We start from the raw sequence: 13,940 nt of genomic DNA, 5'->3' as shown, positions 1-13,940 counted from the left end.
ATGAAACGTAAATTCTCAAATATACTTTGGGCCTGTGGAGTGAGTGCGACACTCATGATGCAGTCCTGTTCACTCGATGAGGTAAACCCCGGCGGTTTTACCCTTGAAAACCTCGGCACTACTCCTGCCGGCTACGAAACACTGCTCAACCAGTGCTACTTCGGCCTCGAACGCCAGTTCTACAACGGCATTGACTTCATGGGCTTCATGGAAGGCAATACCGACCTCTGGACCGCCAAGACCAATCAGATGGGTCAGAACGACAATGTGTTCAAGTTCTTTGCAGGCGCCTCGCCCAACCTGACTTTCACAAACGCATTGTGGAACGCCGCATATGATGGTATCGGTGCTTGCAACCTTGCCATCGAGACAGCTCCCAACTGCTCGTTTGCGACTGACGCAGAGCGCAATGCCAAAGTGGCTGAAGCTCATTTCCTCCGCGCTGTCTACTACTACAATCTCGTTGAAATGTTTGGCGGTGTCGTAAAGCTGACAGCCGTGCAGAAGTCTAACAATTACTCGCCTGAGCGCACAGATGCGCTTGAGATTTATCGCGACGTGATTATTCCCGACTTGCGTTTTGCTGCCGAATGGCTTCCGGTCGGAAATTATGATGCTGATGCCAACCCCACCAAGAAGTCGGCGCTCGGCTATCTCGCCAAGGCTTGCCTCGCAACACGCCAGTATGACACTCCCGAGTTCCTTCAGGAAGGTTTCGATGCCGCCAAGAAGCTCATCACCGACTGCGAGAGCGGTGGCTCGAACTACATGACATATATGTATGCCGATTTTGACGACGTGTTCAAGGAGGCCAACAACAAGTCAAACAAGGAAGCTCTCTGGAAATACACCGTCTACGGCGGCAAGACCCACGGTTCAAGCAACGGTAACTACCGCACCAACCGCAACGACGAGCACTTCCTTTGTCAGCTCAACCACTTCGGAGCGAGAATCGACAATCAGGCTGTACGTCTGGCATGGGACGGCGGCGTGCAGGGCGACTTCATGCCGACCCAGCACCTCCTCAGCCTCTACGTGCAGGACAACGGTACGCTTGACCCCCGTTTCCACAAGCTTTTCATCACTGAATGGAAGGCAAATCAGGAGTACAGCTGGACTGACGGCGATGCTTTACGCTACGGAAAGGATGCCTCAAAAGTAGGTGATAAGATCAATGTCGGTGATCTCGCAATCCGCTTCGTGATGCCTCAGGATGCAAATTATGCGTCGGAAGTAGCTGACAAGGGCACATCGAATCATCTTCTTATCGACTATAAGGACGTGTATGACGATTCCAACAAAGGCATCATCATGACCGCCGGCGAAGGTGAAAACCACTACCGCTACTACTATCCGTCGCTCAACAAACATGCAAGCTCCAATTACTTTGTAGCCAATGAAAGCAATATGCGCAACGGTAATCTCAACGGAGTGATGCCGATGCGTATGGCTGAGATTTATCTGATCGCTGCCGAATATGACATCGTCCTCAACGGTGGCGGACAGGCTATGGGCTATATCAACAAGGTGCGTCAGCGTGCCGGTGCTGCTCCTCTGTCGGGAGCGGCTACAATCCGCACCGTCCTTGACGAACGTGGCCGAGAGCTTTGCGGTGAGTTCACCCGCTTCTTCGACCTTAAGCGCACCGGTATGTATAAGGATGCAAGCTACCTTCAGTCGACATTCCCCGAACTTGCCGGTTACTTCAAGCCTGAATACGCACTGCGTCCGATCCCGAGCAATTATACAGACGTGATCACCACAGGTGCGCTCTTCAAGAATCCCGGATATTGATCCAGCTCACGATAGTGTCTGGATTGGGTTCATGTAAATATTAAGAGCAAAGTCATGTTATATTAAATGAATTGATATGATTCTTGTTGCACTGACACACGATTGAGACACACCTAAAGGTCCGAACCTTCCCTTTAGTTTTGACTACCGTAACCCTTGGTGTGCATGCCGTCGGCCGATGGCATGCACACTGTTTTTTTATACGGATTGGCCGACTTTTTGGATTAATCTATGTTGATAGTCATGTTTATTGGCGAAATTTCCGTAATTTTGCGTGGGCAATTCTTTTTGATTGATTATGAAGATTTTTAGCACTGAACATATACGAAACATTGACCGCGTCACTATCGAGGAGGAGGGTGTCAGCTCGATGGAGCTGATCCACCGTGTGGCAGAAGGGGTGGTCAATGAAATTCTCAGCCGCTGGAGTCCGTCGAAACCAACAATGGTTTTTGCCGGCGCGGGAAATAACGGCGCTGATGCTCTGATTGTAGCCAAACTGCTGATAGAGGCCGGATTCAATCCGCATGTCGTGCTTATCAATGTGAAAGGCGACTCGCTGTCGCCCGACTGCCGGGCATGCCGCGACGAACTCCTCAGGCTTGGCAATGTGGCCATGACGGAGATTGTGCATACGTCTCACATTCCGACCCTTACAGCCGACCATCTCGTCATCGACGGACTTTTCGGTACAGGTCTTCGCAACCCCCTCGAAGGCGGATATATGGCTATGGCGCGCTATATCAACGAATCAGGGGCGACCGTGGTGTCGATTGATGTGCCTTCCGGAATGTATGGCGACTGGAATTCGCGCATACTTGCCCGCAACGTTGTCCATGCCGACCTCACTGTCGCAGTGCAGTTTCCGCGACTCGCGTTTTTCCTGAGCGACAATGCCCCTATCGTCGGGCAGTGGAAGGTGGTCGACATCGGTCTGAGTCGCCGCGCAATCGAACAGACCCCCACGAAATATTTCTTTATAGAGAAAGACGATGTAAGACGTGTGCTCAAACGCCGTCCCGATTTCTGCTCCAAGGCTGATTTCGGCCATGCGTTGCTCTTCACGGGCTGCTACGGCATGATGGGAGCGGCAGTGCTCGCCGCCCGCGGAGCTTTGCGCTCGGGTGTGGGCAAACTGACCGTCCATGCTCCCCGCTGCGGTTTCAGCGTGCTCCAGACTGCTGTCCCCGAAGCGCTCTATCTCCCTGACAGAAACGAGAACGTGATTTCCGACATGACTCCGCGCGTCAATTTCACTGCTATCGGCGTAGGGCCGGGCATAGGCACAAACGATGCCACACGCGGAGCGCTTGAGACTCTTATCAAGACCATAAAACGGCCGATGGTGTTCGATGCCGATGCCCTCAACATCATCTCCCGCACGCCTGCGCTCATGGACCACATAGCTCCCGGCTCGATTCTTACGCCCCATGCCGGTGAGTTTGACCGCATTTTCGGCTCGCAGGCTTCGTCGGAGACCCGTCTGCTCAGGGCGCTTGAAGTGGCTCATAAATATAAGGTGATAATCGTGCTGAAAGGCCGTTACAGCGCCACTGTACGTCCTGACGGAAAGATATTTTTCAATTCGACAGGTTCTGCCGCTATGGCCACAGCCGGAAGCGGCGACGTGCTGACAGGAATCATCACCTCGCTGCTCGCACAGGGCTACAAGTCGGAGATCGCTGCTACGGCAGCTGTCTACATCCACGGGCTTGCCGGCGACATAGCCGCACATGTCGAGGGCGAATACGGCTCGCTCTCCGGCGACATCGCCGCTTGTGTCGGCAAGGCGATAAAAGCCATCATGCAGGTGTAATTTCCAGAGAGTTAAAGAGTTTAAAACATAGAATTAAAAAGGTTAAAAGACTTTTCAATTTCAACTATGAGAAAGTTATTGTCTATATTGCTGCTGGGCGCTCTGGCTGCGCTTCCGTCCACGGCACAGACATCGTCGAAGCTGACAGCCACCAAGGCGAGCGAGTATGGTCTGATGTACACTCTTCCGCTGACGGCTTTCGAAGTCACGATTGCCGTCGAGAAGACAGTCAACACTCCCGGCGAGTTTTATCAGTATGCCCGCAAATATCTCAACACTGAGCCGATCATGCAGCAGTCTACGTCGTGGCGCATCACGGAAGCTGTCATCAATCCTGTGGCCATTGCCAACGAAGAGGCGCGTTATCTTGCAACTTTCAAAGGAGGCAATGGCACGTTCATGATGGTGAGCGACAGCAATTTCCCGCTTTCAATCAACGATGAGACCTACGAGGCGGCTGTCGAGCTGACGCCACTTCCCAAGGCTGTTGCCCCCGCGCCCACGGTGCTCCAGAAGCCCATAGCGCAGCAGGCTGTAACCCCCGAAATGATTCAGAGCCGTTCATCGGCAAAAAAAGCCGAACTGGCGGCTGATAAAATCTATGAACTTCGCACCAATCGCAACGAAATCATATCCGGCCAGGCCGACGCGATGCCTTCGGACGGGGCTGCCATGAAACTGGCTCTCGACCAGCTTGCGGGGCAGGAGGAGGCTCTGACCGCAATGTTTCTCGGCACTGTCCAGAAGTCGGTGGAAGTCCGTACATATATGGTCTATGTACCCGAAGAGGGTGAGCAGGGACGCATGGTTGTGGCCCGTCTTTCGGCTGCCGAAGGGCTTGTTGATGCCACAGACCTGTCAGGCGATCCGATATATATCGAGATTACGCCTGTGACACGTGGCGAACTGCCGGTCAATGATAAGGGAGTGGCCAAGACTTTCCCCAAGGGGGGCGTGGCCTACCGCATTCCGGGGGCTGCGTGGGTGTCGTTGAGCTTCGACGACAAGACATTGGTCGAGAAGGAGTTTGATGTCGCGCAATATGGTGTGGTTTTCGGTCTTGACCCAAGCCTGTTCACCCACAAGCGCCAGCCTGCCTATCTCCATTTCAATCCGCTCACAGGCGCAGTCCGCGAACTGGGAACCAATAATTGATTGCGGCGTTTTAGCCCTGAGAAGATATAAAAAGACAGCATGGGAAATGTTATAACATTTCCCATGCTGTCTTTTTATGCCTCAATTTGTATTATCGCACCTTTTCGGGCATCGGATAATAGTAAATTTGCACCATGCCCAACCCACCAATCAACTCCTGTTATTAACCCTTTTACCTTATCTGCACTCATTTCTAATCCTTTACCCTTCATCCTTAATCCCTACTATGAACTCTCGTCGATTGAAAGGCAGCCACAAGACTGTGATTCGTTTTCCGGCAGGCGCTTTGATCCGGCGCGAAACGGAAATCTGCCATAACCTCCGGCCTTCGCTCAGGCGTTCCGGCCTTGAAGCGGTCGGTTCTCCCGCCGAAATTACGCTTGACCGCCCTATACCCGGCGCACGCCTGCTTCCCGGAGGCCGTATAGAAAGTCCCGATGGCCGTAAATGGCTTGTCATGGAACATGAAGGTCGTCTGCTTTGTCACGACGGCACTCAGTCCGTAAAGCTTCCTGACGCACCCGGAAAACCGTCGGGCGTTGTCGGATGTGCCGGCCGCTATCTGATTCTTATGGGTGCTGACGATGCTCCCATGTGGCTGCATGCCGACAGCAATGGCGGCTGGACTTGGCATTGCGCGGCCGACATGCCGGAGCCTCTTGCGATTGTTCGCAATGACGATGCCCCGCTGACCACGACGGTCGGAGGCACTAAGCTCCGGGATTCATACACCTCGCGCTCATCACGGCTCACTGCCGCAGATGCGCTGGCAGTTGGCCGTCTCGTCGGAGATGCCTACCGCTCGATAGCTGAGTCAGCCATGCAGCGTCAGGTCTATTTCCAGCCGGTAATCGCGCGCTACAGCCTCATCGGCCACCACGGAGAGGTGCTCTATGTCTCAGCGCCGGTAATGGTCATGCCATCCGACGGCCAGCAGCTGCTTGGCGTAGACTTTTTGTTGAGCGGCGACGGCTTCTCGACGCTCTCCTTTGAGCGCATGACAGCGTCCGCCTTCACCCTGCGTCTGAAACTCTGCATTCCGCTGTCGGAACAATGGCAGGAGGCGGTCAGCCGCGTGGTCTTGTCGGTCAGTCCGCAGCTTCATCCGTTTGACGGGACCGGCAATGCCCCTCACCGCTTCGGCTCGTTTTCGGCCACTTCCGGATCGCTCCATGTCGGGTTGCCGGGGCTGAATGATTCGGTCTCGGCTATTGCCGGCGAAGGCTCGCGTCTGCGCTCTCTGACCGAAGCAGTCCTTGCATCCGTAGGCGAAAGTCTGAGTCCGTGTGCGACCCTCGGTTTCGACTCTTCGGCCTGTGAATGGAAGGGAATAAGCCGCCCGCTACGTCGTCCTTCTTACGGTCTCGACGATGAGCTGACGGTGCTTCGCCGTCTTGTGTCACGTGCCCATACACCGCTTCGACAGGATGAATCGCTCATGGTAGCGCTCGACATGCCTCATTGTCTCTGCGCCGGAGTGGCCGCTACTGGTGGCGACAGCATCGCATACACCTCTGTTTCGGCCATGCGCTTTAAAGGCTGGCTGCCATGCGGATTTGTCATTGCAGCTCCCGCGCCCGGCACTGATTTCCCTCAGTCAGCACCGATGGCTGTCAAAATCGGTTTTGCCGACGGCAGCAGCTCTGTGCGCAGCGCCGCAATAAGTTCTTTCCCTCCCGGTCCGATGTCACCGCTGCTCGTCTATCCGTCGGCCGACGCGGTGAGCATGGAGCTGTTCTATGAGCGTTGTTCGCTCCGTGTCGACCTTCGTCCAGATCCCTCAGGGCGTTTTGCCTACTGGCTTGCCGACGACGGATTGCCGGTGGAGATGGAGCGTGACATGCCGGCCTTTATCCTTCCCTCCGGCTCGTCGCGTCCGCGCCCGATGCCGTCGGCTGTAGTGCTTGCCTCCGTTTCTGAACCACTCCGCCCGCTTGCTGTCACCCGGACTTCCGAATCGCGCCCTGTGGCTCTGATGGCCGCTGCCGGGACGACCGGTGGATGGGATGCGGGCAGCGCGCGGTTCTATCTTTTCGGGAGGGGCGGAGTGCAGTCGGTAACGGCTAATTCGTCGCGCAGCCGTCTGACCGCGCGCACTCTTGACATTCGCCCTGTCGGCAGCTGCGATGCCGTCTGTCGTCTCGGTGGAAACTCTATCGCGGTGCTTGCCGGCGATGACCTTGTGAGGATCACAGGCCAGAGCGTCGTCACCATGCGCTCCTTTGTCAGTGCCGGGAGGCTTGCGCGTGATTCGTCACGTGGCGAACTTATCTGTTTCTACGGCCACGAAAATCCTTGTCCTGAAAACTTCATGATTGCGGAGGGCGATGATTTCCGTCCGTTATTTCCCGATGCGGTTGTCCATGACGATAAAGGCAGGATGCTCTACACCCGCTCGTTTCCGGTCGTGTCGTCGCTTCTTGACGACGGTCAGAGTGTCTGGGCCACCGATGACGATGGACGGCTCTACCAGCTGTCGGTCTCACGTGAGGATGCTGAGGTCGCTGTGGCCTATCGCGCGTCGGTCGCAGCGCCTTCGCCGTCGCCCGGCGTCTATGGATTCGCCCTTCCTCTATTCGGCGAGATTTCCGGCGGGACTGTCGAGCTCCGGGCTGACAACGGTGCGGGAGTCATGCGTTCGGGGCTGCTTACTTCATGCTGTCTGCGCGGGAACGTGGCTCATCTTCCGCCTCTGAGTGTTTTCGCCTGTCATCGCCATAATTTCATCCTGTCCATAAATCTCAGTGTAAAGAATTTTCTACTGCAATGATACCACGCGATATACTTATTGAGAATAGCCGCCGGAATGTGGCTCTTGGCCATACTCCGGACCCGCTGACAGGCGATGAATCGGATTCAGACCGTCGTCCATATTCCTTCAACGGCACTACCTATTATCTTCCTTCGGCCATGCTTGCCGATTCGCGGCTTGGTGTGGCGGTCTCGGAGACGGATTTCGCGCGTCTGCGTTTCAGATATGATTTCCCTTTCTGGGCGGTGAGCTGTGTGGTGATAACCGACAAGATGACCTCGGCCGACATTCCTTTCCGTCTCAACCGTCCGCAGCGGAGGCTTGTCGGTCTGCTTGAAGCCGAACGTCGGGCCGGACGCCCGCTGCGTCTGATCATGCTTAAAGCCCGTCAATGGGGCGGTTCGACGCTTATACAGATTTATTTCGCATGGATTCAGATAATCCATTGCCGCAACTGGAACTCCCTTATATGTGCCCATGTCAAGGACACGGCCGCCACCATACGTGGAATGTATTCCAAGCTCCTTTCCCGCTATCCGCCTGATTATTGGGATGAGGAGGCGCGTCCTGAGTTCAGACCCTTCGAACGCATGACAAACACACGGGTCATTCCGGGACGCGAGTGCAAGGTGACGGTCTGTTCGAGCGAGAATCAGGAGGCCGCACGCGGTCTCGACTGTGCGCTTGCCCATCTCAGCGAAGTGGCTTTCTGGAAGGACTCTCCACGCCACAGTCCGGCCGACCTTATGCGTTCGGTCACTTCCGGCATAGCGTCGAAACCGCTGTCGTTTGTCGCTATGGAGAGCACTGCCAACGGCGTAGGTAATTTTTTCCATCGTGAATGGCTGCGCGCCAACACTCCGGGTGCGAGTGACAAGATTCCTTTCTTCGTCCCTTGGCACGAGATTGAGATCAACCGCTGTGAGGTCTCTGATCCAGATGCGCTGTGGGATTCGATGGACGATTACGAGCGCAGTCTGTGGACTGTCCACGGTTGCACGCTGGAGGCGATAAAATGGTATCATGAGAAGCGCATGGCTTTCTCCGACCATAGGTCAATGATGGCCGAGTATCCCACGACTCCTGCCGAGGCTTTTTCGTCGACTGTAAGCAACGTGTTCAGTTCGGAAGATGTCGAGGCATTGCGCGAGGGTTGCCGTGTGAAGGCCGAAAGGGGAGAGGTCGTGATGTCTGACTGCGGTGACACGGCGCTGTGTGTAGCGCCGAGGTTTGTCCCTTCGGTCGACGGAAAGTGTGAGCTGTGGCGCTATCCGCGGCCGGGCGGTGACTATATAGTCTGTGTCGATATCGGCGGACGCACCCGCAACGCTGATTTCTCTGTCATCTGTGTCCTTGACCGCCACTCCGATTCGCCTGACGGAGTTCCCGAAATCGTGGCCCAGTGGCGCGGGCATATCGACCATGACCTGCTTGCACGCAAGGCTGAGGCTCTCGGACGGTATTACGGTGACGCTCTGCTTGTTGTCGAGAGCAATTCATGGGAAAGCTCGTCGGAGGGCGAGGGGCGTTACATACTCGATACTCTTTCGGTGCGTTATCCGAATCTCTATTTCCGTCCTTGTAGCCACGACGGCGCGGCGCAGACTGTCGGTTTCCACACCAACATGCGCACCAAGCCGGCTATCATCGCGAATCTTGTGGCCTGTGTGCGCGACCGTGGCTATGTCGAGCACTCGTCGGCCGCCTGCGACGAGCTTCTCCAGTATGAGGCATTGCCAGACGGTTCTTACTGCGCCTCGCGCGGTTGCCATGACGACATGCTCATGACGCGCGCTATCGCTCTCTATATCCATGCCACAGGTCGCCTTGTCTCCCCATTCAGGTTTGACGACAGCACCCTCAATGCCATACTCGACCGTTGCATGCGGTAGCACGCTGTTGTCTTATGTGGTGAAAAACGGTGCTGATTTTTCAGTGAATACAAACGAACAACGCCTGTCCCCGGCAGTCCGGGAACAGGCGTTGTCTGTTTTGCTATAGGAATAGAATTGATTATTTCTTCTTGTCGATGTCGTTGAGAAGAGTGGTGACGGCTGCTGAAATCTGGTCGTCGATTCCGAGAATGATTTTTGCAGGGTCGTTGGCCACCTTCACGTCAGGTTCGAGCTGGGTGTTTTCAAGATAGTTGCCTTCAGCTGTCTTGAAACCGACAACCGGGATGCCGAATGTCAGCGAGGGATCTTGCATGTTGACCCAGTTGACCGAGCTCATCGTTCCGGGGACAGGCATGCCGACAATCTTGCCGAGACCCACGTGGCGATACACCCACGGAGTGCCGTGTGCGTTTGAATAGTTGGCCTCGCCGGTGAGCATGACCGAAGGCTTGTTCCAGCGGCGCGAAGGCATTTCGCCTGCGACCACTCCCTTGATTTCCTGAGTGAGATACTTCTTTCCGCTGAAGAGCACTTCGATGTCCTCGTGCAGACGGCCTCCGCCGTTGAAACGGGTGTCGATCACGATTCCGTCACGCTCGTTGTACTTTCCGAGCAGGTCTGCATAGATTGTGCGGTAGCTTGCGTCGTTCATTGAGCGGATGTGCACATAGCCGAGACGGCCGCCAGAGAGCGAATCGACGAGGTGGGCGTTGCGCTTCACCCAACGGTTATAGAGAAGGTCGGTCATGCGGGTTGTGGGGAGCACCACTTCTTCCTCCTTCTCGCCTGAGGGGAGTGTGAAGCTGACGAGGGTCTTTTTGCGTGCGATTCCGTTGAAAAGCGGGGTGTAGTCACTCTCCGAGTCAATCTTGACACCATTGATGGCTGTCACGATTGCTCCCGGCTTTATGGCGGTGTCGGCATGGCCGAACGGGCCACCTTCCACGATTTCCGCAACCTTGAGACCCGGTCCGTCGTAGGTCATGTCATAGAGCAGTCCGAGCGATGCGGTGGGTTCTTTCGCTCCGTCGCCATAGTAGCGTGTGCCGGTATGCGATACGTTGAGCTCACCGAGAAGTTCGCTTGTCATTTCGGCGAAGTCGGCGTTGTGGTTGATGTGGGGGAGGAACTTGCGGTAAGCCTCGCCCATCTTCTTCCAGTCCACACCGTGCATTTTGGGATCGAAGAAGCGTGCATCCTCTTCCTTGAGTATGTAGTCATAGAGATATTCTCTTTCGGCTACAGGGTTGTTCTTGCGTGTTCCGCTGACGGTGATTCTTTCCATCTTTCCGCCGGGAAGGCTCATCTTGCGCATCGACGACGAGCCGAGGAGGAAGAGGTTCTTGCCTTCAGCGTCGGGAGTCATCGAGAGTCCGGCCGCATCGAGTTTGTTTGCAAGGCTCACATCGCCTTTGCGCAGGTTCATTTTCCAGAGGTCGTAGCCACTGTCGAATGCGGCGAGAAACCACAGGTTGTCACCCTTGTCGTCGATATAGATGTCGGCAAGGTCTGACGAGAACGGAGTCAGGCGCACGATGCGGTCGCTGATGCCGTCAAGCTCAATGTTGATGTCCTTTGATTCCTGCTTCTTGTTTGAATCGTCGATTTTCGATTTCTTGGAATCCTTCGAATCTTTTTTATCTTTTTCGGCCTCTTTCTTCTTTCGTGCCTCCTTCAATTCTTTCTGGAGCGCGAAATCTTCGGGCGAGAGACGGAAACGGTCGTAGGCGGCGCGGTTGGTAAACACGAGCAGCGCGTCATACTGCGCACCCCACGAAGCTTGGCTGCGCATGCCGTAGCGGTCGCTCACAAAGAGGATTGCGTCGCCGCCCATCACCCAGCGGGGACTATAGTTGGAATATGAAGAGTTGGTGATGTTGGTGATTTCACCGGTCGATGCGTTGATGATGGCTATGTCATAGTAGGGGCTGCGGCGGTGCATGTCGACTTCGGCTGCAAGCCACTTGCTGTCGGGCGACCATGAGAAATTGAGTTTCCCGGTGCGCGAGTTGCAGATGTTGCCTTTGGTGAGCTGTGTGACCTTGCCTGACTTGATGTCCATGACTGCGATGTCGCGGCGGCCGGTCACGAATGCCATCTTCTTTCCGTCGGGCGAGATGAGCGGATGTGCGCGGTCAACGTTGTCGCTGGGCTTGAACACCGGCTCTTCGTCGATAAGTGTCGCGTTGGGGAAGTTGAGGTCATCTTCACGCGCGATTTTGGCGCGGTAGATATTCTCGTGGCCGTCGCGGTCGGAGCTGTAGTAGAGTGTACGGTTGTCAGTGCCCCAGCTGATAGAGCTTTCCGCCTGAGGTGTGGTTGTGATCTGCTTGGTGGTAGGATATTCCACCGAGGTCACGAAGATGTCGCCGTGGTTGACGAATGCCACCTGCTTACCGTCGGGCGAGGGGACTGCTCCTCGTGTGCCGGAGGTGAAGCGCGTGATTACGTCCGGCTCGCTCTCGTCGGCTACTATCGAGATGTTGACTTTCGAAGGTTTGCCTCCCTGACGCATGGTGTAGATTTCACCGTCGTAGGTGAAGGCGAGTGTGCCGTCGGCACCGCGCGAGAGGAAACGCACCGGGTGGGTCTTGAAATCGGTGAGCGCGCTTATCTTCGACGGGTCGGAGAGCTGCATTGAGTAGACGTTGAACGTTCCGCCGTCGCGCTCGCTCAGGAAATACATTGTCTGACCGTCGGGTGTCACCACCGGGCTGCGGTCCTCGCCCGGGTGCTCCGTGAGATTGGTGTGGCGGCCTGTGGCTGCGTCATATTTCCAGATTTCGCGGGTGACCGACGATGTGTGGTGTTTGCGCCACTGGTCTTCGCCGCCCTTGCGGTCAACGTAGATAAACGATTTGTTGTCGGGCAGATAGCTGATGGCTTCTGCTGGAGTCGAGAGAATCTGGCGCGGACGGCCGCCCTTGACAGGCACGGAGTAAAGCTCTGTCTGCCATGCAGCCGGAAACAGCAGGGCCGAGGGAGCGTCCTGAATCGATGCCGAGTAGACCACCGATTTGCCATCGGGGGTGAATGCGTGGGGAATTTCGGCTGCCGAGTTGTAGGTCAGGCGTGTCGCCTCGCCTCCGTCGGCGCTCATGATATAGATATCAGAGCCTCCGTTGCGGTCGCTCGCGAAGGCTATCATCTTGCCGTCAGGCGACCAGACTGGTTCTGATTCGTAGGACTGTACGGTGGTGAGCTGTCTGGCCTGTCCGCCGTTGACGGGGACGGTGTAGATGTCTCCTTTGTAGGTGAAGGCGATTGTCTTGCCGTCGGGCGAGATGCGGACATCGCGAAGCCATAGCGGAGTCACCGCGCCTGCGCCCAAAGTGGCGCTTAAAAGCACTGCGCTGATAATGGATTTCTTCATAAGGTCGGTGAGGTGTATGTTGGTGAATTTGTCAGAGAACCGTTTCATTCGGCCTCAGACTTTAGTTACGTAGTTTGCGTTTCTGCAGATAGTCGGCCATCCAGACTCCCAGCAGGATCATGGCGCATCCCGTATAGCCGATGACCGAGATTTTCTCGCCGAGGATGAGGAAGGAGAACACGAGTGTCACCACCGGCTGGAAATACATGTAGTTGGAGGCTTTGACAGCTCCGATTTTGCCGATAATGGCTGCCCACATCAGATAGGCGAACATCGAACAGAATAGTGCGAGAAACAGGATGTTGCCGAGCAATACCGGGTCGAGCAGCACTGTCGGCGGGGTAATCGACGGCTCGATTAGCAGGAACGGGATGGCTGTCAGCACGCCGTAGAAGAAAGTCTTTCGGGTGATGAACAGTGCGCTGTAGAGCGGGTTGAGCTGCTTGAGGACTATGCTGTAGATTGCCCAGCAGAAGGCTGCCAGAAGCGACAGCAGGTCGCCGAGAGGGTTTATGCTGAGATTGAAGCTGCTGTTGAAAATCACGAGACCCACGCCGAGAAAGGCCACTACAGAGCCAAGAATGGTTTCTTTCCCGGGACGGTCTGACTTATAGATGAAACCTATGAGCAGCACTGTCAGAAGCGGGGATAGCGAGGTGATGAGCGATACGTTGCTGACAAGAGTGTATTCAAGCGCAACGTTCTCGGAGATGAAATAGATTGAGCCGCCGAAAAGACCTGCGAGCATGAAGCTGAATTCATGTCGCCACGAGTTGCTGAATATCTTTTTGTGACAGATCAGCAGCATCGCAAGATAGGCGATGGCGAAACGGTAGATGTAGATTTCGATAGGGTGCAATCCGTTGTCGAGGAGCACTTTTGTGGAAATAAACGAGACTCCCCAGCCAATGACAGCAACAGCGGCCCCTACATGATAAAGCAAAAGATTGCCTTTCGGAGAAAAACGCTTTGTCGACATGACGATAATTATAGAATGCCCGCAATGTGTCGCCGACGGCACTCTTTTTAAGGTTAACCTTCGTTTAAGACCCTCCGCATCAACAATGTTCTCAAGGTGTTTTCAGGGTCGGTCATGCCAACGGAAGGACCTGACGTCGCCATAACCGATGACAAAATTAAGAAATTTTTATCAAA

The 13,940-nt window shown here is 55.2% G+C and carries 8 protein-coding genes; 5 read left to right on the top strand and 3 right to left on the bottom strand.

Going from position 1 to position 13,940, the window contains the following annotated elements:
* The 3 genes from E7747_RS04820 (at nt 1) to E7747_RS04810 (ending at nt 4,765) form a co-directional block, all read left to right on the top strand.
* Nucleotides 1-1,794, top strand: a complete 1,794-nt coding sequence (locus E7747_RS04820; RefSeq protein ID WP_136414454.1) for a RagB/SusD family nutrient uptake outer membrane protein — start codon at nt 1-3, stop codon at nt 1,792-1,794.
* A gap of 298 nt (nt 1,795-2,092) precedes the next feature.
* Nucleotides 2,093-3,610, top strand: a complete 1,518-nt coding sequence (locus E7747_RS04815) for an NAD(P)H-hydrate dehydratase (RefSeq protein WP_123613879.1) — start codon at nt 2,093-2,095, stop codon at nt 3,608-3,610.
* A gap of 66 nt (nt 3,611-3,676) precedes the next feature.
* Nucleotides 3,677-4,765, top strand: a complete 1,089-nt coding sequence (locus tag E7747_RS04810) for a DUF4831 family protein (protein ID WP_136414452.1) — start codon at nt 3,677-3,679, stop codon at nt 4,763-4,765.
* Between the two features lie 74 nt (nt 4,766-4,839).
* Here E7747_RS04810 and E7747_RS16505 read toward each other — a convergent pair whose 3' ends face one another.
* Complete coding sequence (locus E7747_RS16505; protein ID WP_168185234.1) at nt 4,840-4,977, bottom strand: hypothetical protein; 138 nt, start codon at nt 4,975-4,977, stop codon at nt 4,840-4,842.
* Between the two features lie 14 nt (nt 4,978-4,991).
* Here E7747_RS16505 and E7747_RS04805 point away from each other — a divergent pair, with 14 nt between their 5' ends.
* Together E7747_RS04805 and E7747_RS04800 are read left to right on the top strand one after the other, a co-directional pair.
* On the top strand, nt 4,992-7,535 hold the full coding sequence (locus E7747_RS04805) for a hypothetical protein (protein WP_136414450.1): 2,544 nt from the start codon (nt 4,992-4,994) through the stop codon (nt 7,533-7,535).
* Nucleotides 7,532-9,409 (top strand): hypothetical protein, encoded by a 1,878-nt coding sequence (locus tag E7747_RS04800; protein WP_136414449.1) that lies wholly within the window; start codon nt 7,532-7,534, stop codon nt 9,407-9,409. The genes E7747_RS04805 and E7747_RS04800 overlap by 4 nt, the downstream gene beginning before the upstream one ends.
* A 121-nt stretch (nt 9,410-9,530) precedes the next feature.
* Here the strand turns inward: E7747_RS04800 and E7747_RS04795 are convergent, their stop codons facing one another.
* Nucleotides 9,531-12,785: a S41 family peptidase gene (locus tag E7747_RS04795; RefSeq protein WP_136417031.1), complete on the bottom strand. Its 3,255-nt coding sequence runs from the start codon at nt 12,783-12,785 to the stop codon at nt 9,531-9,533.
* A 61-nt stretch (nt 12,786-12,846) separates the two neighbouring features.
* The gene (locus E7747_RS04790) at nt 12,847-13,764 is read right to left on the bottom strand and encodes a DMT family transporter (protein ID WP_136414447.1); all 918 of its coding nucleotides are present in this window, start codon (nt 13,762-13,764) and stop codon (nt 12,847-12,849) included.
* Between the last annotated feature and the right edge of the window lie 176 nt (nt 13,765-13,940).

This window comes from Duncaniella dubosii, from assembly GCF_004803915.1.
Lineage (GTDB): Bacteria > Bacteroidota > Bacteroidia > Bacteroidales > Muribaculaceae > Duncaniella > Duncaniella dubosii.
The sequence above is the reverse complement of the archived record's forward strand: the minus strand, read 5'-3'. Positions and strand labels throughout refer to the sequence as shown.